The following is a 21,569-nucleotide window of genomic DNA, read 5'->3' on the forward strand; positions in this document are numbered from 1 at the left end:
AGTGGTGCCTCACCAGTCATGGACGGTGCCGTCGACCAGGCGGTTGTAGGGCAGGTAGGCCTGCTGGTACGGGTAGGTGGCCGCGGCTTCCTCGTTGAATTCGACGCCGATGCCGGGCTTGTCGCCCGGGTGCAGGTACCCGTCGGTGAACGTCATGGACTGCTCGAACACGGTGTTGGTGGCGTCCGAGTGCTGCATGTACTCCTGGATGCCGTAGTTGTGGATGGCAAGGCCCACGTGCAGCTGCGCGGCGAAGCCGACCGGGGAGATGTCGGTGGGGCCGTGGAAGCCGGACTTGATCTGGTACTGCGCGGCGAAGTCCATGACTTTCTTCAAAGGCGAGATCCCGCCAAAGTGCGTGGAGGCCGCCCGGACGTAGTCGATCAGCTGTTCCTTGATGATGGACTGGTAGTCGTACACGGTGTTGAAGATTTCACCGATCGCCAGCGGGGTGGTGGTGTGCGCCCGGACCAGGCGCAGGGCCTCCTGGTTTTCGGCCGGGGTGCAGTCCTCGAGCCAGAACAGGTCATACGGTTCCAGGGCCTTGCCCAGCTTCGCGGCCTGGATCGGGGTCATCCGGTGGTGCCCGTCGTGCAGCAGCGGAAGTTCCGGGCCGAACTCGTTCCGGACCGCCTCGAACACCGAGGGCAGGTGGCGCAGGTACGCCCGGGTGTCCCAGTCTTCCTCCACCGGGAACGCGCCGCGCCCGGCGGGCTCGTAGTCGTACCTCTCCCCGGAGGCCTGGGCCTGCGCGGCGACACCGTAGACGGCCTTGATGCCCGGGACCGCGGTCTGGATCCGCACCGACTTGTAGCCGAGTTCCAGGTGCTCGCGGACCGAGTCGAACAGTGAGGGGATGTCCGCGCCGGAGGCGTGGCCGTAGGCGCGCAGCCCGTTGCGGGACGCCCCGCCCAGGAGCTGGTAGACCGGCATCCCGGCGACCTTGCCCTTGATGTCCCACAGCGCCATGTCCACCGCCGCGATCGCGGCCATCGTCACCGGGCCGCGGCGCCAGTACGAGGACCGGTACAGGAACTGCCAGGTGTCCTCGATCCGGTGCGGGTCCTTGCCGATCAGCAGCTGCGCGACGTGTTCCTTGAGGTACGCGGCCACGGCCAGTTCGCGGCCGTTCAGGGTGGCATCACCGATGCCGGTCACRCCGTCCTCGGTGGTGATCCGCAGGGTCACGAAGTTACGGGAGGGGCTTGTCACAAAGACTTCCGCGGCAATGATTTTCACAACAGGTCCTGGCTTTCTTTCAGGTCTAACAATGAACGTTTCCGGCCCTTCGGCCGGGACGGGGCGCCGTCCGCTTAGCGCTGGGTGGTACCGGCAACGTGGCCGCCGAGCAGCGCGAGTTCGCCGGTGCGCGGCAGGCCTTCCCAGTCCCCTGCGGTGCTCACCGCGAAGGCACCGGCCAGGGCGCCGCGCCGAAGGCGGCCGGGAACGTCCTCGCCGTCGAGCAGTGCCGAGAGGTAACCGGCGGTGAAGGCGTCCCCGGCGCCAACCGTGTCGATGCTCGTCACCGGCACAGCCGGGACCTCCCAGTGCCCGGCGCGAGTGTGTGCTCCGGCGCCGGCTGCCCCGCGCTTGACCACCACGTCCTGCACGCCAAGGCCCAGGAGGTGCTTGGCCATCAGGGCCTCGGCCTCTGCGGAGTCCGAGGGCACGCCGGAGTCGGCGGCGACCAGGTCGAGTTCGTCGTCGGAGGCGATGACAATGCTGGCGTGCCGGACGAGCGGGGATAGGACAGCCCGCGCTTCGTCGCGCGACCAGAGCTTGCTGCGGTAGTTGACGTCCAAGGAAACCAGGACGCCGGCGCCCGTTGCCCGGCGCGCTGCGTATTCCACGGCGTCCCGCGCTTCCGCGCTCAGTGCCGCGGTAATGCCGGTCATGTGAAGGATGCGGGCCCCGCCTTGGAGCGCAGCGTCGACGTCCTCCCTACAAAGAGTGGAACCGGCTGATCCGGCGCGGTAGTAGAAGGCGCGGCTGACATCGGCAGTCCGCTGCTCCAGGAACATCACGCCTGTGCTGCGGACGGAATCTTCCCGGTGGTGGAGCTCGATGCCCTCGGAACGCAGTTGGCGCTGGACGAACTGGCCATGCGGATCGGCACCCACCACGCCGGCCCAGCGCACTCTGTGCCCCAGCCTGGCCACACCGACGGCCACGTTCGATTCGGCCCCTGCCACATGCATGGACAGGCTGCCGCCAGCGGACAGCGGACCGCCCGAGCGCAGCGACACCATGGACTCACCCAGTGTCAGGAGGTCGACGTCGGCCCTCACTGGAGGCTCCCGGCCGTCCGGCCGCCGAACTCGGCGGACAGGCGGACGAAGCTGCGGGCGCGACCCCGGAGCGGAGCCAGATCGCCGCCGGAGCCGGCGTCGCCGAAAAGCGGACCGCCCAGCCCCACGGCGATGGCGCCGGCCTCCCAGTAGCCGGCCGCTTCCTCGAGCCCCACGCCGCCCACAGCGATGAAGGGGATCTCCGGGAAGGGGTCGCGCAATGCTTTGAGATAACGGGGCCCCCCGATGGATGCCGGGAAGAGCTTGACTGCGGTGGCGCCGCGGTTCATCGCTTCGTAGGCCTCGCTGGGGGTCAGCGCCCCCGCCAGGACGGGAATGCCGCGCCGTGAAGATTCGCCGATCGACTCCGCCAGCGCCGGCGTCACCGTGAACTGGGCTCCGGCGTCGGCGATGTCGTCAACGTCCTGCACCGTCAGCACGGTCCCCGCCCCGACGAAACAGCCTTCGGGTGCCGACGAGCGAACGTCGCGGATCGCCGCCAGCGCGTCCGGCGTGGTCAGTGCTATCTCGACGAAACGGAATCCCTCCTCCATCGCGGCGAGGGCCGCCTTCGCGGCAGCCGGACCGTCGGTCCCGCGCACGATCGCGACCAGCCGGGTTTCCCTGATTCCTGCCAAGAGAAACTCGGGCGTCAAAGTGCTTTCCATTGCGGGGCTCTCCACTTCCTGCTTGGTCATGCTGGCCTTCACCACTCTGCGCTCACCACTCGGCAAACGAGCCGTCGGGGTGACGCCACACGGGGCCGCGCCACGCGTGCCCCTGCTTGTCTGCCGTCCGGACCACCGCTTCGTCGATTTCGATGCCGAGGCCGGGCCCGGTCAGCCGCTCGATGTGCCCGTCCACGAACTTGAGGGGCGTCTTGTCCACGACGTAGTCGAGGACTTCGGCGCCCTGGTTGTAGTGGATGCCGATGCTCTGTTCTTGGATCAGGAAGTTGGGCGTCGCGAAGCCAACCTGCAGGCACGCGGCCAGGGCCAGCGGGCCGAGTGGGCAGTGCGGTGCGAGCTGCACCTCGTAGATTTCGGCCAGTGAGGCGATCTTGCGGACCTCGGTGATGCCGCCGGCATGCGAGAGGTCGGGTTGCGCCACGGCGATGCCGGCCTGCAGAGCGGGGAGGAATTCCTGCCTGCTGTACAGCCGCTCCCCGGTGGACACCGGCGTGGTGGTGGATGAGGTGAATTCACGCAGCAGATGGGTGTTCTCGGGTACCACCGGTTCCTCAAGGAAGAACGGCCGGTACGGCTCAAGGAGCGGCGCCACCCGCCTGGCGTTGGCGAGGCTGAAGCGGCCATGGAAGTCGACCGCCACGTCGCGGTGGTCCCCCAAAACCTCCCGGGCGGCGGCCACCCTCCGGACCACGCCGTCGAGCTCCGCCACCGACGCGACAGGGCTGATCCGGCCGCTGGCGTTCATCTTGACCGCCGTGAGTCCGACTTCCAGCTGGGCGCTGATCTGGTCGGCCACCTCGTTGGGCTCGTCGCCGCCCACCCAGCCGTACATCCGGATGCGGTCGCGGACCGGTCCGCCCAGCAGCTGGTGGACCGGGGCGCCGAAGTGTTTGCCGGCGATGTCCCACAGGGCCTGGTCGAGCCCGGACACGGCGCTGGCCAGGATGGGGCCGCCGCGGTAGAAGGAACCTTTGGTCATGACCTGCCAGTGGTCCTCGATCCGCAGGGCGTCCTGGCCGATCAGCAACTCGGAGAGCTGGTCGACGGCGGTCCGGACGGTTTCGCTGCGGCCCTCGCAGCTTGCCTCTCCCCAGCCGACAATCCCGCTGTCCGTCTCGATGCGGACGAACAGCCAGCGCGGCGGGACCAGGAAGGTTTCTATTCTGCTGATTCGCGTCATGGCGTACCCCTAGCCCTTGGTGGCGCCGGCGGTCATGCCGGACACAATGTATTTCTGCGTGAAGAGCGCAATGATCATGATCGGGATGGTCACCACGGTGGCCGCGGCCATCAGTCCGCCCCAGTCGATGCTGGCGTAGGAGACGAAGTCGAAGATGGCCACGGGCAGCGTCTTGGTCTTCGAACCGGACAGCACCAGGGCGAACATGAAGTTGTTCCACGAGAAGATGAAGGACAGGATCCCGGCGGTGGCCATGCCGGCCACCGAAAGGGGCAGTGTGATGCGGCGGAACGCGCCGATCGGCGTGAGCCCGTCCACCTGGGCCGACTCCTCGAGTTCCAGCGGCAGGGAGTCGAAGTAGCTCATCATGATGTAGACGATCAGCGGCAGGGCGACGAACATGTGGCTGAGGATCAGCACCTCGAAGCCGCCCACCATCTTCAGGTTGGAGAAGACGTAGTACCAGGGCACCAGCAGGGAGACGCCCGGGATGACGCGGGCCATCAGGACCACCAGCGCCGAGCGGTGCATTGTGAAGCGGCTCATGGCGTAGGCGGCCGGGACGCCCAGGACCAGCGACAGGGCGGTCGAAACGAAGGCCACCCAGAAGCTGTTGAAGATGAAGACGAAGTAGTTGTTGCGCTGCAGCACGTTGGCGTAGTTCTCGCCGGTGGGCGTGAACAGGAAGGACTTGCCGGCGTCGTAGATGTCCACGTTGGTCTTGAAGGAGGCCAGCAGCATCCAGAACAGCGGCGCGATCAGGAACAGCACCACCGCGATCAGGGCAACCACGCGGAAGGTCTTGTAGGCGCGGCTGCGCAGCGGCTTCTTGCGGCGCGCCACCTGTGGCCGGCGCCGTGCCGGTGCCTGGGGTTCAGTCAGGAGGGTCATTTGCTTACCGCTTTCTTGCGCATGGTCAGCAGCCACATGGAGCCAATGATGATCATGAAGAACAGGATCAGTACGGCCGAGGAGAGCCCGTACTGGTTGTAGTCGAAGCTCAGCCCGTAGGCGTAGACGTTGAGAGTCTCCACCTCATGGAAGGAACCGCCGCCCTTGCCCTTGGTGGCGTAGAGGATGTCGAACGTCTTCAGGGCATCAATGCCGCGAAGCAGGATGGCCACGATGACCGTGGGCATCATCAGCGGCAGGGTGACGTAGAAGAAGCGCTGGACCGCGCTGGCGCCGTCCATCCGTGCGGCTTCATCCGGCTCATCGGAGAGGGAGGTGAGGCCGGCCAGGAGGATGAGGACCACCATGGGGGTCCACTGCCAGACGTCCATGAAGATGGTGGTGGGCAGGGCGGAATCCTGTCCGGAGAGCCACGGCTGCGGCGGAATGCCCACGAGGCCCAGTAGCTGGTTGGCGAAGCCGATGTTCGGATCGAAGATCAGGCGCCACATCATGCCCACTGCCACGGGAGTGGCCACGAGCGGCAGCAGGATGGCCACCCGGACCCACTTTTCGCCGCGGAACGGACGCCACAGGAGCAGGGCGATGCCCATGCCGAGAATGATTTCGCAGGCGAGCGCCACGAAGGTGAAGGACAGCGTGCGGCCCACGGCCGGCCAGAAGCGCTCGGTATCGGTAAGGACCGTGAGGTAGTTCTCGAGGCCCACGAAGTCCGACGCCGCACGCACCGACCCCTGGGAGTCGGTCAGGCTCAGGTACAGGGTCCAGGCGAGCGGAAAGATGATGAGGACGCCCACGAAGATCATGGCGGGCGCCGCGAACAGCCACTTCCGGTGGCGGTTGGCCCAGGCGGAGAAATTCTCCTGGGCGCTAGCCGTTCGTCCGGAGGTCCGGGCAGGGGTCAGTACAGACATTGTTCACCTAAGAAGTTGGGGGTGAAAATCTTCAGCGGACGACGGCGGGACAACAGCCTGGCGGGTGCCCCGCCGTCGCGCTTTAGTTACTTACTTTTCGTCGTCCAGGAACTTCTGGAACGCGGTGTTGGCCGTGTCAGCTGCTGCTGAAGCGTCGGCACCGGTGATGGAGGCGACGATCGGGCCGCCGACGATTTCGCGGGCCTTGCCCACGGTGAGGACCTGCGGGCGGTCGTGGCCCACGCCGTTTTCAGCGCTCACCGCGATGGCGGCGGCGAGGTCCTTCGGGTAGGTGGAGGTTCCGGCGGGATCGGACCAGACCGAGGCGCGCGGCCCGGGGACGCCGGCCTTCTGTGCCTCAAGGGTACGTTCCTTGCTGGTGGCCCACTTGATGAACTTCCAGGCGTTGTCCTGATTGGCCGAGGCCTGGTTGATGCCCAGACCCCAGGACGGGATGTTGTACGGCTTGGAGCCGGCGGGACCGGCGGGCAGCGGCGCGAAGCCAACGGTCTCGGCCACCTTGGACTTGGCGGGGTCCGTGGCGTTCTTGTAGAGGGAATCCGCCTCGGTGTAGAAGGCGGCCTTGCCCTGGGTGAAGATGGCCATTGCCTCGGGCCAGCTCATGTCCGTGCTGACGTTCTTAGGGCCGTAGTTCTTGATCAGGCCGCCGTAGAAGGCGTACGCCTTCTTGGCTTCCTCGCTCCCGACGGCGGACTTGCCGCTTTCATCGGTGAAGTCGCCGCCGAAGCTGTATAGGAAGCTGGAGAACTGGGTGACGGCTGCCGACTTGCCGGTGCGGGCAACGAACCCTGCGGTGTCCGCGGAAGAAAGCTTCTTGGCGGCCGCCTCGAGCTCCTCCATGGTCTTGGGAACTTCGATGCCGGCGGCCTTCAGCAGGTCCTTGCGGTAGTAGAGCACCTCCCGTTCGGTGATGATGGGAACGCCCGTCACCTTGTCCTCATAAGTGGTGGCCTTGACGGGGCCGTCCTGGTAGTCCTTCCAGTTCCACCCGGCGTCCTCTGCCACCTTGCTGGTCAGGTCCGCGAGGTAGCCGTTGCGGGCAAACGCCTTGCCCTCCTGCAGCGGGCGGTACATCATGACATCGATTTCGTCGCTGCCCGCGTTGAGCTTGACGTTGTACTGGTCCGAGAGCTGGTCTTCGCCGAGCTGGGTGAGCTCCACCTTCAGCCCGGTGGACTTCTCGAACTCCGGAATTGCTGCCTTGATCCCTTCGGTCCACACATGGTTGGCGAGGGTGACCCGTACCGTGTCCGAGCCCTTCGACTCGCCGCTTCCGCCTCCGCAGGCAGTCAACCCTAGCGAAAGGGCCGCGGCGACGGCCGCATACTTCACTACTGAACGTCGCTTCATTACGACTCCTAAGATCATGGCCGGAGCTGCTCCGGCCGCCCGCATACGCATCTTTGCATCTGCTCCGGAAGCGATCATAGGGAAATAAAGCAGACTTAAACAACCCCTTGTGGCCCACCCGTATGATTTATTTATGAAATCTCCAAAGGCGGAGCCCTCCCAAGCCTTGCCGGTGTCGTTTCTGGAACGGCTGGGCCTGGCTATTGCCGACGGCACGCTTGCGCCGCACGCCGTGCTCCGGATCGACGAGCTGGAAGCCGAGCACAAGGTCTCCCGGTCAGTGGTCCGGGAAGCGACGAAGGTGCTCTGTTCGATGGGCATGCTCGAATCGCGGCGGCGCCTGGGAACGGTAGTCCAGGCCGTGGAGTGCTGGAATCTCTATGACCCGCAGGTAATCCGATGGCGGCTCGCCTCCTCCGCACGCCTGGACCAGCTCCGCGCACTTAACGAACTTCGCGGGGCGATTGAGCCGCAGGCGGCCCGGCTCGCCGCTGGCCGGATTTCGCTTGAGGACGGAAGTGAGCTCGTGTCCATTGCGGCCCGCCTATGGGCGGCGGGGCAGGGCGACAACCAGGAACAGTTCCTGCTCTTGGACATCGATTTTCATGCTGCTGTGCTCAAGGCGTCCGGCAATGCGATGTTTTCCCAGCTGCACAACCTGGTGCGGGAAGTCCTGACCGGCCGCACCGAACACGGGCTGGTGCCGCACCTTCCGCACCACGAGGCGCTCCAGCTGCACGTTGACGTGGCGAGCGCCATCCAGCGCGGCGAGGCTGAGGCTGCCCACGCCGCGATGAGCAGGATCGTGGAGCAGTCGACCGAGGAAATGGGTGACATCTGGTCCCGGCACCAGGGAGACGGCGGAATCCAGGAAAGCGCCGCCGGGGAAGGCGCAGTCGCGGCTGCCTCGGCCCACGCGGGGGCGAACGAAAGGACAGTTAACGCCTGACGGCGGCCCTGCGGCAGGTGTGATCCTGACACAGAGCCGCCGCCCAAGACAATCCCGAGGCTAGCGGCCGCCGCGCAATTCGAAACAGGCGCGCCGGTATTGCTGTCCGATGACCGGACGGAAGTCCGCCGCGGGGGTCGCCTCCAGTGCGGTCTTCCACTGCGGACGGTCCCCGGTCAAGGCCCAGGCGGCCTGCACGGCCGCGCCGCGTGCCACGTACTCGCCGGGCTCGGGAATGACAACGGGGAGATCGAAGACCTGGGCAGCTATCTTCTGGAGCGCAGGGTTCCGCACCGCGCCGCCGATCAGCAGGAGCCGCCGGGCCGGCACGCCCAGTTCCCGCAGCGCATCCATTCCCCCGGACAACCCACACAGCATGCCTTCGAACGCCGCCCGGGCGATGTTGCCGCGCGTTGCGGACGCAATGCTGAGGCCGTGCAGGCTCGCCTTCGCATCCGGGAGGTCGGGGGTACGTTCACCCTCGAAATAGGGCACCAGGACCACTCCCCCGGCGCCAGGGTCCGCTTCCAGGGCCAGCCGGGCCAATCCGTCGAAATCGACGTCCAGTACGTCGGCGATGGAACCAAGAACGCGGGCCGCGTTCAGGGTCACGGCGATGGGAAGGTAGCCCCCGCCCGCGTCGGCGAACCCGGCCACGGTTCCGGTCACGTCCGTGCAGGGATCGGCCGCGACGGCAAACACCGTGCCGCTGGTCCCCACGGAAACCACCACATCGCCGGAGCTGATGCCCAGTCCCAGCGCGGCCCCTGCATTGTCGCCGGCTCCGACCCCGACGGCGATGCCACCGCTTGCGGATGCGGCACCCGCCGCGCCGTTTCCAGCCGTAGGGAGGCATGCCAGGTGAGCGTGCCCCGCCGAAGCGCCGGGGTCCAGGACCCGGGGCAAAACGACGGCGTCCTCCAGCCCCGCGGAGTCCCCGGCTTCGCGGGCTGGACGGCCAAGGGCCAGATGAAAGAGCTCCAGGTCGTAGGCGCCGGTCTCCGGACTCCAGTAGCCGGTGCCGCTGGCATCGGAACGGTCTGTCATCAGCTGCTCAAGGTCCGGACCCAGGGGGCTGGACCCTGACGGGCCGAAGCCGCGCAGCCGCCACGTCAGCCAGTCATGGGGCAATGCGACGGCGGCCACCCGGGCCGCGATTTCCGGCTCATGGTCCCTGACCCACCTGACCTTGGTGGCAGTGAAGGACGCCACGGGCACCAGGCCGGTCCGTTTGGCGTAGTCCGCCGCACCCACTTCGTCGATGAGGGCGGCGGCAGCCACGGCAGACCTGGTGTCGTTCCACAGCAGTGCCGGGCGCAGAACACTGCCCTCCCGATCCAGCAGCACCATGCCGTGCTGCTGGCCCGCGATGGAGACGGCGCTGACGTCACCCAGCCCGCCGGCGTCGTCGATTGCCTCAGACAACGCCCGCCACCAGTGGTCCGGGTGGACCTCGGTACCGTCCGGGTGGCCGGCACGGCCTTCGCGCACCGGGGCACCGGTGTCGGCGTCCAGAATGAGGACCTTGCAGCTTTGGGTTGAGGAATCCACCCCGGCAACCAGTGTCATGGGATCAGCGTGCGCCGAGCAGGTGCTCGATGAAGAGCTGCTGGAGCTTCACGAAACCGAAGCCCTTGCCGCCGAAGTAGGCATCGGCGTCGAACTCCTCATAAGCGGACTTGTCGGCGAGCAACTGCTGGTATCCCTCACCAGGGTTAAGGGTGGGCTCGTTGATCTCGGCGACGCGCGACACCTGCAGAGCGGCCTGGACCTCGGGGTCTGCACGGAAGGCTTTGGCGCGCTCCTTCAGCAGCAGGTAGGTCTGCATGTTGGCGGCCGCCGAATCCCACACACCGTCGATGTCCTCGGTGCGGCTGGGCTTGTAATCGAAGTGGCGCGGGCCGTCATAGGCCGGGCCGCCGTTGGGTCCCCCGTTTTCCAGCAGGTCCACGAGCGAGAACGCGTTCTGGAGGTCACCATGGCCGAACACCAGGTCCTGATCGAACTTGATGCTGCGCTGGCCGTTGAGGTCGATGTGGAACAGTTTGCCCTGGTACAGGGCCTGGGCGATGCCGTGCGTGAAGTTGAGCCCGGCCATCTGCTCGTGGCCTGTTTCGGGGTTGATACCCACGAGTTCCGGACGCTCCAGCGTTTCGATGAAGGCGAGGGCGTGGCCGAGCGTTGGCAGCAGGATGTCGCCGCGGGGTTCGTTCGGCTTCGGCTCGATGGCGAAGCGGATGTTGTAGCCTTTGTCGGTGACGTAGTCGCCCAGCAGATTCACGGCCTCACGGTAGCGCTCGAGCGCGCCGCGGATGTCCTTGGCGGCGTCGTACTCGCTGCCTTCACGGCCGCCCCACATGACGAATGTCTCCGCGCCGAGTTCGGCGGCGAGGTCGATGTTCTCCAGTACCTTGCGGAGGGCGAAACGGCGCACGCCGCGGTCGTTGCTGGTGAAGCCCCCGTCCTTGAAGACGGGATGGCTGAACAGGTTGGTGGTGATCATGGGAACCACCATGCCCGTCGCTTTGAGCGCACCGGTAAGCCGGTCAATCTCCCGCTGGCGGTCCGCCGCCGAGCAGCCAAAGGGAAACAGATCGTTGTCGTGGAAGGTGATGCCGTAGGCGCCGAGGTCACTGAGCCTGTTGACGGCCTCTACGGTATCCAGCGGCGGGCGCGTGGCAGATCCAAACTGGTCCTGCGCCTCCCAGCCAACTGTCCAAAGGCCGAAGGAAAACTTGTCTTCACGGGTGGGCTGAATCGCCATTGAGAGCTCCGAAAGAAGTAGGGAGAAAGTTGCTGTCCGAACGGGGTCATCGATGCGACCCGAGAAATTGTTCTGTAGACAAACATATTCGTATTTCCAAGGATGTCAACCACTTTCGCGAGAATAGTCGCGCCGATCTGCACTGGTCCGCGTGCTGGAAACCTCTATTGTTTTGGCAGGCGGCTTGGTAAGTTGTGCTAGGCATCAAACAGACGTACGGCATCCCGATCAGAACGGTAATCGCAATGGAGCAACTCACCACGGAACGCAACTGGGCCGGAAACTACAGCTACAAGGCACCGGCGACAGTCTTTCCGCACAGCGTGCAGGAGCTCCGCGAGGCGGTGGCCGACGCAGAGAAAATCCGCGCGCTCGGCTCCAGGCATTCCTTCAACGACATCGCCGACACACCGGGCATTCTGGCGTCGCTGGAGGGCCTCGACCCCGCAATCAGTATTAACGAGCAGGACATGACGGTGACGGTGAGCGGGGGCATCCGCTACGGACCCCTCGCCTCCGAACTCCACCGCCGCGGTTTCGCCCTGCACAATCTCGCCTCGCTTCCCCACATATCCGTGGCGGGCGCCGTCGCCACTGCCACCCACGGGTCCGGGGACCGGAACGGCAACCTGGCCACTGCGGTGGCCGGCCTCGAACTGGTCACCGCAGACGGCTCGCTGCTGACGGTGCACCGCGGTGATGCCGACTTTGCCGGCATGGTGGTGGGGCTGGGAGCCCTGGGTATTGTCACCAGGCTGACCCTGGACATCGAGCCAAGCTACGAGGTCAGCCAGAGCGTTTTCGAGAACCTTGACTGGAACCTGGTACTGGAGAACTTCGACGACGTCACCTCCGCCGCGTACAGCGTGAGCCTGTTCACCGACTGGAGCGGGCCGACCATCGGCCAGGCCTGGCTGAAGCGCAGGACAGTCGATGCCGGACAGCCGGGCGTGGAGTCCGGATTCTTCGGCGGGAAGGCTGCTGCCGAGGCAAGGCATCCGTTGCCGGGCGTACCCGGCACCAGCTGCACCCAGCAGTTGGGCGTCGCCGGCCCCTGGTCTGACCGGCTGGCCCATTTCCGGATGGAATTCAACCCGAGCAAGGGCGAGGAGCTGCAGAGCGAGTACCTCATTCCCCGCGAGCACGCCGCGGATGCCCTCCACACCATGCGCCGGCTCTCAGGTGTGGTGAAACCCCTGCTGCTCGTCGGTGAAATCCGCACCGTCGCCGCGGACAACCTTTGGCTGAGCCCGAACTACGGCCGTGACGGCATCGGGCTGCACTTCACGTGGCGGCAGGACCAGCCGGCTGTTGAGGCGGTCCTGCCGGTACTGGAAGCAGAACTGGCGCCCTTCGCGGCGCGGCCCCATTGGGGCAAGCTGTTCGACGGCGACGCCGCCGCCGTCGGGCCGCTGTACCCGCGCTTTGGTGACTTTAAGGCACTGGCCGAAAGGCTGGATCCCGCCGGAAAGTTCCGCAACAGCTTCGTCGACCGCAAGGTATTCGGAAGCTGATATTGTCGCGATGATGCCCTCCCCAGCCCGCGGATCCGGTCCGGCGCAGCCTGCCCCGCCTCCCCTCTCCTTCCCGCCACCCGAACCCGTAACTGCCCGAAGCGAGGCCGATCCGTCCCGGCGGAACAATCTGGCCCTCATCACCGCCATGCTGCACCACCACCGGGTCCTCAGCCGTGCTCAGATCACCAGGCGGACGGGACTCAACAGGTCCACAGTGGGAACCCTGATCGGACAGCTTGTAGCGCTCGGGCTGGCGTATGAGTCCGCACCGTCAGGTGAAGCGCAGGTGGGCAGGCCCAGCCCCGAAGTCCGCCCGAGCCCCTCCACTGCAGCACTGGCCGTCTACCCGGAAATCGATGCGGTAACCATCGGGCTGGTCAGCCTCGGGGGCCGGATCCAAAAAAAGATCCGCTTCCCCACGGAGCGGATACCTTCAGCCACGGAAGCCGTGAACATCGCGGCCGCCGTCATCGAGGGCATGCGTTCTGAACTGGACACGTCCTACCGGATCACGGGCGCAGGCATGGCAGTGCCCGGCCTGGTCAACCAAGCCGATGGAATCGTCAGGCACGCGCCGCACCTTGGCTGGCGGAACGAGCCGGTGGCCCGGATGCTGGCCGAGGCGACGGGGTATGCCTGCCACGCCGCCAATGATGCCTCCCTCGCGGCCGAAGCCGAGCTCCTCTTTGGTGCCGGAGCCGGCCGGGAAAACCTCATCTACCTCAACGGCGGGGCCAGCGGCATCGGCGGCGGCGTGATCGCTGGCGGCACGCTGCTTCGAGGGGCCAGCGGCTACGCGGGCGAACTCGGCCACACGTTCGTCCGGACGGCGGGCAATTCCTGCCATTGCGGAGCCACCGGCTGCCTGGAAACGGAGGTCTCGCAATCCCGGCTCTTCGAACTGGCCGGGCTCGCCGGCGGGGACGCCGCAGAGCTGGAGCATGCGCTGCGGCATGCCGGCAGCCCCGAAGTAGCCAGGGAAGTGGAACGCCAGCTGGAGTATCTGGGCACGGCATTGCGGAACGCTGTCAACATCTTCAACCCGGAGGTCATCATCTTGGACGGATTTCTGGGGATCCTGCACAGCCTGTCGCCCGGGACGCTGGAAAATCTGGTCCGGTCCGGGGCAATGGCTGGGCCGGCGGCAGAAGCCAGGATCTACCGGGCGGCACTGGGCGCTGACCTCATGATGATCGGGGCGGCAGAACTTGCCTTCGCCCAGTTCCTGGCGGATCCCGCCAGCGCGGGCCCATTGCCCGCGGCCCCGGTCTCGGCAGCTGCCCGCAGTGGCGCCCCGGCCTCGACGTGATCGCGCGGCGTCCGGTCCGGAGACCGTTCATTGACCTTTAAGAGTCAATGAGCTTCACGCGGCGCAGCGGTTGATTCACGCACAACAAGATGCGTGGCCAGCTCCACCCGCTGGGAATCGAGAGCTTCGCCGTGGAGCTGCCGCAGCACCGCGCGCAGTGCCGCACGGCCCATCTCCTGCAGGGGCTGCGCCACGGACGTGAGCGGCGGAATGGATTCCTCCGCCTGGTAGGTGCCGTCGAATCCCACAAGGCTCAGATCCTCCGGAATCCGCAAACCGTTCCGCCGGGCTTCGCCGAGGACGCCGAGTGCGATGCTGTCGCTCGCTGCGAAAATGGCAGTGGGCGGCTCGGCGAGGGACAGCAGTGCCTTCAGGCCCCGGGCTCCGTGATCCGAGCGGAAGCTTCCTGACAGGACGTACGAAGGATCCACCGTCACATCTTTTGCCATGAGGGCCGCCATGTAGCCGTGCAGCCTCGCCTGGTTGCACTCGGCAGCTTCCGGGCCGCCAAGGAAACCAATGCGCGAATGACCGAGCTGGAGCAGGTGTTCCGTCGCGGCCTTGCCGCCCGCCCAATTGGTGGCACCGACGCTCACAACATCAGCCGGTGGCGGGTTCAGGGGGTCAATCACCGCCACCGGGATCTTCCGGCGCCGAAAGGCATGAAGCTGCGCGGCGCTGAAGGCGGACGTCACCACGATCATGCCGCTGCGGCCGGCATCCACCATCCTCTGGGCGCGGCGTTCGGGGCTCAGCGCCGCGCTCAGCGCCGCACCCGTCACCTGGCTGGTTACGCTCAGGACCACTTCGACGTCCGTGGTCCCGGCATACTCCAGCACCCCGTTGAGGATTTCCACCGCATAAGCGGAGTTCAGTGCGTCGAAAACCACCTCGACGACGGTCTGCCCCGGGGCGGTCGTGCGCCGCTGCACAGGGGACTGATATCCCAGCGCCTCCAGCGCCGCAAGTACCCTGGCGCGAGTATCGGGCGAGACGTCCTCCCGGCCGTTGACAACCTTGGACACGGTGGGAGCTGACACGCCGGCACGCAAGGCAACGGCTGCAAGGGTCGGTTTCTCCGGCCGAACGGTCATAGACAAGGGATCCTCGAGTTCTTTCGAAATATTTCGCTGCCATCATCTTGCCTCGGATGAACCGTGCCGGTCAACAACCGAACAGGCATCCCGAGTTGTTTTGCCGAAAATCGCTTGACTGTGACTGCGCTCACGGCTAGATTTACCTCACCGGCCGCAATAGTTTCGAAATGTTTCGAAAACCTTACTCTGCGGCTGCGCCACCACACACGAATGGACCGCCCGCCTCGGAGTCGACGCCGGCGGCCCACTTCACACGTTACCGGGTACCAGCGTTGCGCCCGGAGGATGAACGGAAGCGAAATGAACATTCGAAAGTTGCGCTCGGCTGCACTGGCATTTTCCGCCGCGGGAGTGGCGCTGAGTCTGGCCGCCTGCGGCTCTGCCGGTCCTGCCGGTTCCAATGTCAGCAGCGACTCGGCAACCATGTGGGGTCTGACCGGCGGCAACCAGCCTGTCCTGCAAAAATCAGTGGAGTCCTGGAACCAGGCCAACGCTGACAAGTCCATCAAGCTCGACTTCTTCGCCAATGATGCCTACAAGACCAAGGTCCGGACGGCTGTGGGCGCTGGAGAAGGGCCCACCTTCATCTACGGCTGGGGCGGCGGAGTGCTGAAATCATACGTTGATGCCGGCCAGGTGGCCGACCTGTCTGACTTCGTTGCACAGAATCCTAACGTCAAGGACCGCTACCTCCCCTCGGTGCTGAAGAACGGCGTAGTGGACGGAAAGACTTACGCCCTTCCGAACAACAACGTCCAGCCCGTGATCCTGTATTACAACAAGGAGGTTTTCGACAAGGTCGGCGCACAGGCACCCAAGACCTGGGATGAGCTCATGGCGCTCGTGCCGAAATTCAAGGAAGCCGGCATCGCTCCGTTCTCACTCGGCGGGCAGTCGAAGTGGCCGGACCTGATGTGGCTCGAGTACCTCGTAGAACGCATCGGCGGCCCGGAGGTCTTCGCGAACATCGCCGCCAACAAGCCCGATGCCTGGTCTGACCCCGCCGTGGCCCAGTCACTGACCAAGATCCAGGAGCTGGTGGACGCGGGTGGCTTCATAAACGGCTTCTCCTCCGTCGCCGCCGACAGCAACGCCGACCAGGCACTGCTCTACACCGGCAAGGCCGCCATGGTCCTGCAGGGCGGCTGGATCTACCAGGGCATGAAGAAGGACGCCGCCGACTTCGTCAAGGGCGGCAAGCTCGGTTACGCGACGTTCCCCACCGTTTCCGGTGGCAAGGGCGATCCCGCCAACGTCGTCGGCAACCCGTCCAACTTCTGGTCCATCTCGGCCAAGGCCACTGACGCCCAGAAGAAAGCCGCCCTGGACTACGTCAAGGACGGAATGTTCACCGACGGCGACACCCAGGCCCTGATCGACTCAGGAGCGGTGCCCGTGATCAACGGAATCGACAGCAAACTCGCTGCCTCTCCCGACAAGGACTTCCTGACCTTCGTCTACGGCATGGCCAAGAACGCGCCGAGCTTCACCCTCTCCTGGGACCAGGCCCTCAGCCCTGCCCAGGGCGACGCAATGCTGTCCAACCTGGACCAGATCTTCCTGAAGAAAATCAGCCCCGAGCAGTTCGTCGCCACAATGAACGCCACGATCGGTAAGTAGCACCATGACTTCCCTTAGTTCTCCTGCCCGGAGGGTCCGCGACGCGGGCCCTTCGGGGTGGCTGGCGGCGCCGGCCCTCGTCTTCTTCCTGCTGTTCGCCGTGATTCCGCTCCTCGGTGTGGTGTTCCTCAGCTTCACGAGCTGGGACGGTCTCCGGGAGATCAAGCTGGACGGGCTGTCCAGCTGGGCCACAGTCCTCACGGATCCGGTGACCGGCAACGCCCTTCTCGTAACAGCAAAGATCATGTTCTTCTCATTCATTGTCCAGGCGCCCGTGAGCCTGCTGCTCGGCGTCTTCACCGCCGGCGGGCAGAAATACCGGGCGGCCCTGGCCGTCCTCTACTTCCTGCCATTGCTTCTCTCCTCGGCTGCCGTTGCGATTGCCTTCAAAGCGCTGCTCGACCCCAACTTCGGCCTGGGGCCCGGTTTCCATTTGCCCCTGCTGACCCAGGACTGGCTGGGCAATTCCGATCTGGTGCTGTTCGTCGTGGTCTTCGTCATCGCCTGGCAATTCGTCCCGTTCCACACCCTGATCTACCAGGGCGGCGTGCGCCAGATCCCGGCTTCACTCTACGAAGCGGCGGAGATTGACGGGGCGGGCCGGTTCCGGCAGTTCTGGAACATCACCCTGCCGCAGCTGAAGTACACCATGATCACGTCCTCCACGCTCATGGTGGTGGGCAGCCTGGCCTACTTCGACCTCATCTTTGTGCTCACCGGCGGCGGACCCGGCTACAGTACGCGGCTGCTGCCGCTGCACATGTACCTGACGGGATTCAAGGCCAATGACATGGGAGCCGCCAGCGCCCTCGGCGTCATCCTCATCGTCATAGGTCTTGGACTTGCCCTCCTCCTGCAGCGCCTCGGCGGCAAGAACCGCAACGCAAGCCAACTGGAAGGTGCCTGATGGCCTCCACGACTCAGCTCCCTGTCCCTCCGGCGACCGTCACCGGCCCGCCCGCCGCAGCGCCGGCTTCCCGCACGAAGGGGCTGGGACGCCGGCGTCCAAACCTTCTGGGCGGCGCGGGCGGCTGGCTCTGGCTCGCGATTATCATCGTCCCGATCTACTACGTGGTGATTACCAGCCTTAAGAACCAGGCGGGATTCTTCACGTCCAATCCGATGCTCCCGGCGGCGGAGCCCACTCTGGACAATTACAAGCTGGTGCTGGACAACAACTTCGTCAGGTACTTCACCAACAGCGTCATTGTCACCGTTGGAACGGTGCTCCCCGCCCTGGTGGTGTCCTTCATGGCCGCCTACGCAATCGTCCGGGGCAAGAGCCGGTTCCTGAACTGGACGAACAACCTGTTCCTCCTGGGTCTCGCCATCCCGCTCCATGCCACCATCATCCCCATCTACTGGATGATCACCAGGGCGCACCTGTACGACACCCTGCTGGCGCTGATCCTGCCGTCCGTGGCTTTTGCCATTCCGGTCTCCGTCCTCATCCTGTCCAACTTCATGCGGGATGTGCCCAACGAGCTGTTCGAGTCCATGCGCCTGGACGGCTGCTCCGACTGGGCCATGCTGTGGCGGCTGGCACTTCCCATGACCAAGCCCGCCGTCATCACCGTCGGCATCTACAACGCCCTGCACGTCTGGAACGGCTTCCTCTTTCCGCTGATCCTGACGCAAAGCCCGTCCACGAGGGTGCTGCCGCTCTCGCTGTGGGCGTTCCAGGGTGAGTTCAGCGTGAACATCCCCGCCATTCTCGCCTCAGTGGTTCTGGCGACCCTGCCCCTCCTGGTGATTTACGTCGTCGCCCGCCGGCAGCTGCTGAGCGGACTGACCGCCGGATTCAGCAAATAGCATGCCGGGCCTTACGAAAGGACCTCAATGACAGCCGCACAGACGCTGCGCGTCGGCATGGTGGGTTACGCCTTCATGGGTGCAGCCCACTCCCACGCCTGGCGGACCGCGCCCAGGTTTTTCGACCTGCCGCTTCAACCCGAACTGACCGCCGTCGCCGGCCGTAACCCGGAAGCGCTGAACGGAGCCGCCGCCAAGCTCGGCTGGGCCTCGACCGAAACGGACTGGCGCCGCCTGATAGAACGCGACGACATCGACCTGATTGACATCTGCACGCCTGGGGACACTCATACGGAGATAGCGCTCGCCGCCCTCGAAGCAGGCAAGCACGTGTTGTGTGAGAAGCCTTTGGCCAACTCCGTGGCCGACGCGGAAAGGATGACGGACGCGGCGCAAGCCGCGGCCGACCGCGGCGTCTTCTCGATGTGCGGCTTCAGCTACCGCAGGACGCCCGCCCTTGCCCTCGCCAGGAGGTTCGTGGACGAAGGGCGGCTCGGCACCCTCAGGCACGTCCGGGCCCAGTATCTGCAGGACTGGCTCAGCGATGAAAACGCCCCCATGACCTGGCGGCTGGACAAGTCCAAGTCAGGGTCCGGCTCGCTGGGCGACATCGGTGCGCACAGCATCGACGCCGCACAATGGATCACGGGCCAACGAATCAGCGGCGTGTCGGCCCTGACGGAGACCTTCGTGCCGGAAAGGCCACTCGCCGGCAATCTCGTGGGACTCGGCGGACACGGCGACGCCGGCGCGGACACGCCCCGCGGAACCGTCACCGTGGATGACGCCGCACTGTTCACTGCACGGTTCGACGGCGGTCCGCTGGGGAGCTTCGAAGCCACCCGTTACGCCTTGGGACGGAAGAACGCCATGCGTCTGGAAGTCAACGGAAGCCGGGGATCACTGGCTTTCGATTTCGAGGAGATGAATGTGCTCTCGTACTACGACGCCACCGAATCGCCCGACGCCGGCTTCCGGCGGATCTTCGTCACCGAGCCGGAGCATCCGTACGCGGCCAACTGGTGGCCCACCGGCCACGGACTGGGCTACGAGCACGGGTTTACGCACCAGGTGGTGGATCTCGTGACCGCGATAGCAACAGGCCGACAGCCGGAACCGTCCTTCGCCGATGCACTGCAGGTGCAGCAGGTCCTGGCTGCCGTCGAGGCAAGCGCCGCCGACTCCAGCCGCTGGCACAACGTTAAAAACTAAGGAAGCATCCCATGACAGAAACCAAGACAGCCCTGGTGGTCCGCGGCGGCTGGGACGGCCACCAGCCGTTCGAAGCCACGGAACTCTTCATCCCGTTCCTCAAAGTCAACGGGTACGACGTCCGCGTGGAGGAGTCCCCGAAAATCTATGCGGACAGCGCGTACATGTCCGGAGTCGACCTGATCATGCAGTGCATGACAATGACCACCATCGAAAAGGAAGAATTCGCCGGCCTGCGCGCCGCAGTCGAAAACGGCACCGGCCTGGCCGGCTGGCATGGCGGCATCGCGGATTCGTACCGCAACAACTCCGACTACCTGCACCTGATCGGCGGCCAATTCGCCTGCCATCCGGGAAAGCACCCGGACGAACTCACCGGGGAACAGTCGGACAACTACGTGCCCTACACCGTCCGGATGCTTCCCGCCGCTGCCCAGCACCCCATCACCCAGGGCCTGGGTGACTTCGACCTCGTCACCGAGCAGTACTGGGTGCTCTCGGACGACTACATCGACGTCCTCGCCACCACCACCCAGAAGGTCCGCGAATGGGACCCCTGGCACCGCGAAGTGACCTCCCCTGCGATCTGGACCCGGCAGTGGGGAGAAGGCCGCATCTTCGTCGCCACGCCGGGGCACCGGGTGGAAATCCTTCAGGACACCAACGTCCGCACGATCATTGAAAGGGGCCTGCTGTGGGCAAGTCGCTAAAAGTAGGAATCATCGGCTGTGGCGCAATCATCGCCCAGTATCTCGCCAGTTTCCGCAGGCTGGACGGCGTCGAACTGGTGGCGGTGGCGGACCTCGATCCCGCGAGGGCCCGGGCCGTGGCGGACAGCTACGGCGGCGTACGGGCGGTCAGCGTCGACGAACTGCTGGCTGCCCAGGACGTTGACCTTGTCCTGAACCTGACCATTCCGGCAGCCCATGCGGACATCGCGCTGAGGGCCATCGCAGCAGGCAAGAGCGTCTACGGAGAAAAGCCGCTGGCAGCGAACGTGGCGGAAGCCCGGCAGGTGCTTGAGGCGGCCGTCAAGGCGGGGGTGAGCATCGGGTGTGCACCCGACACGGTCCTGGGCACCGGCATCCAGACCGCCAGAAAAGCCATCGACGACGGCCTCATCGGGGCACCGGTCTCGGCCACCGCCACCATGGTGACTCCAGGCCATGAGCGCTGGCACCCCAACCCCGACTTCTACTACCAGCCCGGCGGCGGACCCCTGCTGGACATGGGTCCGTACTACGTCAGTGCCCTCGTCACCTTGCTGGGGCCGGTGGTGTCCGTGATTGGCGCCGCAAGCCACACCCGGCCCGCGCGCACCATCGGGTCAGGACCGCGGATGGGCGAAATGGTCCCCGTGAACACCGATTCCCACGTCACCGGAATTCTGGTTCATGCCTCGGGCGCGCTGTCCACGCTGGTGATGAGCTTTGACGCTGTGCAGTCCAAGTCCCCCAACATCGAGGTCCACGGCGAGCAAGGATCATTGGTGGTTCCGGATCCGAACCATTTCGACGGCGATGTGCAGCTGTTCCTGCTCGGCTCCGACGCCTGGGAGACGCTGCCGGTGTCCGCCGGCTACCTCGATGCGGGCCGCGGCTTCGGCATAGCGGACCTCGCCGGCACGCCTGCGGGACGCGAGCCGCGCGCCGGCGGGGTCCTGGCCTTCCACGCGCTCGAGATCATGGAAGCCATGCTCGTATCAGCGCACAGCGGAGCCGCCGTCCCCATTCAGAGCACGGCGGTGAGGCCGGATCCGGTGCCCTTGACCGACCTCAACCGGCCGGCCGCGGCTGAGGAACCGGCTGAGGCGGAGGAACCGGCTGAGGAATCACTGCCCGGCGAGGAGATCCGGCAGGACGACGCGCAACCCGTCAGGTCATAGGATCGTCAGTTCAGAGGGTCGCGCAAGAACGCCCCGGTGGCATTCAGCCA

General features: G+C 65.6%; 19 protein-coding genes. 9 read left to right on the plus strand and 10 right to left on the minus strand.

All coding sequences use genetic code 11. From position 1 onward, the window contains the following. Positions 1 to 9: 9 nt before the first annotated feature. The 7 genes from manD to AC1D14_RS15015 form a co-directional block, all read right to left on the minus strand. Positions 10 to 1,239, minus strand: coding sequence for a D-mannonate dehydratase ManD (gene manD / locus AC1D14_RS14985; RefSeq protein ID WP_476968711.1), 1,230 nt, complete (start codon positions 1,237 to 1,239; stop codon positions 10 to 12). Positions 1,240 to 1,313: 74 nt separating this feature from the next. After that, positions 1,314 to 2,288, minus strand: coding sequence for a sugar kinase (locus AC1D14_RS14990; RefSeq protein WP_230121366.1), 975 nt, complete (start codon positions 2,286 to 2,288; stop codon positions 1,314 to 1,316). Next, positions 2,285 to 2,986, minus strand: a complete 702-nt coding sequence (locus AC1D14_RS14995; protein ID WP_230121365.1) for a bifunctional 4-hydroxy-2-oxoglutarate aldolase/2-dehydro-3-deoxy-phosphogluconate aldolase — start codon at positions 2,984 to 2,986, stop codon at positions 2,285 to 2,287. The genes AC1D14_RS14990 and AC1D14_RS14995 overlap by 4 nt, the downstream gene beginning before the upstream one ends. Positions 2,987 to 3,008: 22 nt before the next feature. Continuing rightward, positions 3,009 to 4,157 carry a galactonate dehydratase gene (gene dgoD, locus AC1D14_RS15000; protein ID WP_476968712.1) on the minus strand — a complete coding sequence of 383 codons (1,149 nt, stop codon included), beginning with the start codon at positions 4,155 to 4,157 and terminating at the stop codon, positions 3,009 to 3,011. Between the two features lie 9 nt (positions 4,158 to 4,166). Next, positions 4,167 to 5,048, minus strand: coding sequence for a carbohydrate ABC transporter permease (locus AC1D14_RS15005; RefSeq protein WP_230121363.1), 882 nt, complete (start codon positions 5,046 to 5,048; stop codon positions 4,167 to 4,169). Then, entirely contained in the window at positions 5,045 to 5,983 is a 939-nt protein-coding gene (locus AC1D14_RS15010) for a carbohydrate ABC transporter permease (protein WP_476882165.1), read from the minus strand. Before AC1D14_RS15010 ends, AC1D14_RS15005 begins: the two co-directional genes overlap by 4 nt. Before the next feature lie 90 nt (positions 5,984 to 6,073). Continuing rightward, positions 6,074 to 7,354 (minus strand): ABC transporter substrate-binding protein, encoded by a 1,281-nt coding sequence (locus tag AC1D14_RS15015; RefSeq protein WP_230121361.1) that lies wholly within the window; start codon positions 7,352 to 7,354, stop codon positions 6,074 to 6,076. 133 nt (positions 7,355 to 7,487) lie between these two features. Between AC1D14_RS15015 and AC1D14_RS15020 the strand changes: the two genes are divergently transcribed. Then, positions 7,488 to 8,303 carry a FadR/GntR family transcriptional regulator gene (locus AC1D14_RS15020; RefSeq protein WP_230121360.1) on the plus strand — a complete coding sequence of 272 codons (816 nt, stop codon included), beginning with the start codon at positions 7,488 to 7,490 and terminating at the stop codon, positions 8,301 to 8,303. A gap of 60 nt (positions 8,304 to 8,363) precedes the next feature. Here AC1D14_RS15020 and AC1D14_RS15025 read toward each other — a convergent pair whose 3' ends face one another. Both AC1D14_RS15025 and xylA read right to left on the minus strand, forming a co-directional pair. Next, positions 8,364 to 9,872 (minus strand): xylulokinase, encoded by a 1,509-nt coding sequence (locus tag AC1D14_RS15025; protein WP_230121359.1) that lies wholly within the window; start codon positions 9,870 to 9,872, stop codon positions 8,364 to 8,366. A gap of 4 nt (positions 9,873 to 9,876) precedes the next feature. Beyond that, complete coding sequence (xylA, locus tag AC1D14_RS15030) at positions 9,877 to 11,067, minus strand: xylose isomerase (protein WP_230121358.1); 1,191 nt, start codon at positions 11,065 to 11,067, stop codon at positions 9,877 to 9,879. A 245-nt stretch (positions 11,068 to 11,312) separates the two neighbouring features. Here xylA and AC1D14_RS15035 point away from each other — a divergent pair, with 245 nt between their 5' ends. Next, positions 11,313 to 12,581, plus strand: coding sequence for an FAD-binding protein (locus AC1D14_RS15035; RefSeq protein ID WP_476968713.1), 1,269 nt, complete (start codon positions 11,313 to 11,315; stop codon positions 12,579 to 12,581). Between the two features lie 10 nt (positions 12,582 to 12,591). Further along, positions 12,592 to 13,893: an ROK family protein gene (locus tag AC1D14_RS15040; RefSeq protein ID WP_476882171.1), complete on the plus strand. Its 1,302-nt coding sequence runs from the start codon at positions 12,592 to 12,594 to the stop codon at positions 13,891 to 13,893. A 44-nt stretch (positions 13,894 to 13,937) separates the two neighbouring features. Here AC1D14_RS15040 and AC1D14_RS15045 read toward each other — a convergent pair whose 3' ends face one another. Then, positions 13,938 to 14,987 carry a LacI family DNA-binding transcriptional regulator gene (locus AC1D14_RS15045; protein ID WP_230121375.1) on the minus strand — a complete coding sequence of 350 codons (1,050 nt, stop codon included), beginning with the start codon at positions 14,985 to 14,987 and terminating at the stop codon, positions 13,938 to 13,940. A 303-nt stretch (positions 14,988 to 15,290) separates the two neighbouring features. Here AC1D14_RS15045 and AC1D14_RS15050 point away from each other — a divergent pair, with 303 nt between their 5' ends. From AC1D14_RS15050 to AC1D14_RS15075, 6 genes are read left to right on the plus strand one after another with little or no spacing between them, the layout of a single operon-like run. Then, complete coding sequence (locus AC1D14_RS15050) at positions 15,291 to 16,610, plus strand: ABC transporter substrate-binding protein (protein WP_476968714.1); 1,320 nt, start codon at positions 15,291 to 15,293, stop codon at positions 16,608 to 16,610. Positions 16,611 to 16,614: 4 nt separating this feature from the next. After that, on the plus strand, positions 16,615 to 17,517 hold the full coding sequence (locus tag AC1D14_RS15055; protein ID WP_230121373.1) for a carbohydrate ABC transporter permease: 903 nt from the start codon (positions 16,615 to 16,617) through the stop codon (positions 17,515 to 17,517). Beyond that, positions 17,517 to 18,422 carry a carbohydrate ABC transporter permease gene (locus tag AC1D14_RS15060; RefSeq protein WP_230121372.1) on the plus strand — a complete coding sequence of 302 codons (906 nt, stop codon included), beginning with the start codon at positions 17,517 to 17,519 and terminating at the stop codon, positions 18,420 to 18,422. Before AC1D14_RS15055 ends, AC1D14_RS15060 begins: the two co-directional genes overlap by 1 nt. A 27-nt stretch (positions 18,423 to 18,449) precedes the next feature. Further along, the gene (locus tag AC1D14_RS15065; protein WP_230121371.1) at positions 18,450 to 19,634 is read left to right on the plus strand and encodes a Gfo/Idh/MocA family protein; all 1,185 of its coding nucleotides are present in this window, start codon (positions 18,450 to 18,452) and stop codon (positions 19,632 to 19,634) included. An 11-nt stretch (positions 19,635 to 19,645) separates the two neighbouring features. Next, complete coding sequence (locus tag AC1D14_RS15070) at positions 19,646 to 20,344, plus strand: ThuA domain-containing protein (RefSeq protein ID WP_476968715.1); 699 nt, start codon at positions 19,646 to 19,648, stop codon at positions 20,342 to 20,344. Further along, positions 20,329 to 21,519 carry a Gfo/Idh/MocA family protein gene (locus AC1D14_RS15075; RefSeq protein WP_476882174.1) on the plus strand — a complete coding sequence of 397 codons (1,191 nt, stop codon included), beginning with the start codon at positions 20,329 to 20,331 and terminating at the stop codon, positions 21,517 to 21,519. The genes AC1D14_RS15070 and AC1D14_RS15075 overlap by 16 nt, the downstream gene beginning before the upstream one ends. The last annotated feature ends 50 nt before the right edge of the window (positions 21,520 to 21,569 follow it).

Source organism: Arthrobacter sp. P1_B11 (assembly GCF_056406715.1).

What these genes read in the sequence shown, in the direction of transcription:
- AC1D14_RS14995 (WP_230121365.1), bottom strand. Translation starts at nt 2,986, where the DNA reads ATGACCAAGCAGGAAGTGGAGAGCCCCGCAATGGAAAGCACTTTGACG.
- dgoD (WP_476968712.1), bottom strand. Translation starts at nt 4,157, where the DNA reads ATGACGCGAATCAGCAGAATAGAAACCTTCCTGGTCCCGCCGCGCTGG.
- AC1D14_RS15005 (WP_230121363.1), bottom strand. Translation starts at nt 5,048, where the DNA reads ATGACCCTCCTGACTGAACCCCAGGCACCGGCACGGCGCCGGCCACAG.
- AC1D14_RS15010 (WP_476882165.1), bottom strand. Translation starts at nt 5,983, where the DNA reads ATGTCTGTACTGACCCCTGCCCGGACCTCCGGACGAACGGCTAGCGCC.
- AC1D14_RS15015 (WP_230121361.1), bottom strand. Translation starts at nt 7,354, where the DNA reads ATGAAGCGACGTTCAGTAGTGAAGTATGCGGCCGTCGCCGCGGCCCTT.
- AC1D14_RS15020 (WP_230121360.1), top strand. Translation starts at nt 7,488, where the DNA reads ATGAAATCTCCAAAGGCGGAGCCCTCCCAAGCCTTGCCGGTGTCGTTT.
- AC1D14_RS15025 (WP_230121359.1), bottom strand. Translation starts at nt 9,872, where the DNA reads ATGACACTGGTTGCCGGGGTGGATTCCTCAACCCAAAGCTGCAAGGTC.
- xylA (WP_230121358.1), bottom strand. Translation starts at nt 11,067, where the DNA reads ATGGCGATTCAGCCCACCCGTGAAGACAAGTTTTCCTTCGGCCTTTGG.
- AC1D14_RS15035 (WP_476968713.1), top strand. Translation starts at nt 11,313, where the DNA reads ATGGAGCAACTCACCACGGAACGCAACTGGGCCGGAAACTACAGCTAC.
- AC1D14_RS15040 (WP_476882171.1), top strand. Translation starts at nt 12,592, where the DNA reads ATGATGCCCTCCCCAGCCCGCGGATCCGGTCCGGCGCAGCCTGCCCCG.
- AC1D14_RS15045 (WP_230121375.1), bottom strand. Translation starts at nt 14,987, where the DNA reads ATGACCGTTCGGCCGGAGAAACCGACCCTTGCAGCCGTTGCCTTGCGT.
- AC1D14_RS15050 (WP_476968714.1), top strand. Translation starts at nt 15,291, where the DNA reads ATGAACATTCGAAAGTTGCGCTCGGCTGCACTGGCATTTTCCGCCGCG.
- AC1D14_RS15055 (WP_230121373.1), top strand. Translation starts at nt 16,615, where the DNA reads ATGACTTCCCTTAGTTCTCCTGCCCGGAGGGTCCGCGACGCGGGCCCT.
- AC1D14_RS15060 (WP_230121372.1), top strand. Translation starts at nt 17,517, where the DNA reads ATGGCCTCCACGACTCAGCTCCCTGTCCCTCCGGCGACCGTCACCGGC.
- AC1D14_RS15065 (WP_230121371.1), top strand. Translation starts at nt 18,450, where the DNA reads ATGACAGCCGCACAGACGCTGCGCGTCGGCATGGTGGGTTACGCCTTC.
- AC1D14_RS15070 (WP_476968715.1), top strand. Translation starts at nt 19,646, where the DNA reads ATGACAGAAACCAAGACAGCCCTGGTGGTCCGCGGCGGCTGGGACGGC.